Source organism: Mesoflavibacter sp. CH_XMU1422-2 (assembly GCF_037029245.1).
GTDB lineage: Bacteria > Bacteroidota > Bacteroidia > Flavobacteriales > Flavobacteriaceae > Mesoflavibacter > Mesoflavibacter zeaxanthinifaciens.
On record NZ_JAYMEE010000078.1, the window covers coordinates 1 to 1,070 of the forward strand.

Below are 1,070 nucleotides of genomic sequence, written 5' to 3' on the forward strand. Positions count from 1 at the left end.
GAAATTCATTGCAATTTTCTATCTTTCAGCTCAATCGGAAAATCGTACCGATTTTCCGCAACTGAAATTTATACGCTAACGTTGCCAGTAATTTGAATGAAACAAACATTATTTATAATATCAATCTTTTTGACTCTGAATTTATTCGGACAAAAGTCAGATATAGAGAATTTGATTAATCAAGTTGCTAAAGCCGAAATCCCTGAAAATTTTGAATACTATTTTTTAGTACCTAAAAGTCTAGAACAAGAAAAAATAGATGATTCATTACAAAATTATCAAATTCGAGAATTAAAAATGGTTGACAAGGACTTTCCAGAAAACTTTATTTATGCACAACCACACAATGAAACTGCTAACTGGAAAAATTATAATCTAAATGAAGCAAAATTTGTTTCTGACGAATATAATTACAATCACATTTTATCACCACCACAAACGAAAAAAATAAAATTTGTCAAATACAACATTGACCCAAAAAAATATGATAGTCTAATCGAGAATAAAGAGCCATATACATTAATTCTAAAAAAGAAATGGTTGTGGAATAAAAAAAGAATTTGGAATAATAAAAAGCTCTATGCTGACTTCATTGAAAGTTGGAAAATGGACGACAAAAACAATCCTGAAGAAACAGTTTATTATCATTTTTCCAAACCAATATTTTCAGAAAATAAAAAGTATGCAATAATTTCTGTATTTAAAAAAAGACGCTGCAACGGAAATGGATTTACAGGACTGTACAGAAATGACAATGGAATTTGGAATAAGATAATGGAATTTAATCAAATTGGTTCTGAAACTATCTCAACACACATAAGATGTGAAGAAATGAAAATAGTTGACTATGAATAAAAAACTACTGGCAACAATGTATAACCGCAATTACGGCGGATTCGACTGCGTCCGAATCCACTCGGAATTGCTAACATCAGTGCTAAACTGAAAAACATTATCTTTAATCCCGTAACTGACGGTTATACGAGACCGTTGTAAATAATTATGAAATACTCATTCCTTATAATAATTTTAATGACATTCTTGAACTCTTTTAGTCAAGAATCAAAAGA

The 1,070-nt window shown here is 29.4% G+C and carries 1 protein-coding gene; it reads left to right on the forward strand.

The features are described 5' to 3' along the window. Positions 1-96 precede the first annotated feature (96 nt). Positions 97-855: a hypothetical protein gene (locus WA340_RS12705; protein ID WP_336129356.1), complete on the forward strand. Its 759-nt coding sequence runs from the start codon at positions 97-99 to the stop codon at positions 853-855. The last annotated feature ends 215 nt before the right edge of the window (positions 856-1,070 follow it).

Excerpts from the sequence above, each read along its gene's own strand:
- WA340_RS12705 (WP_336129356.1), top strand. The coding sequence starts at position 97 with ATGAAACAAACATTATTTATAATATCAATCTTTTTGACTCTGAATTTA.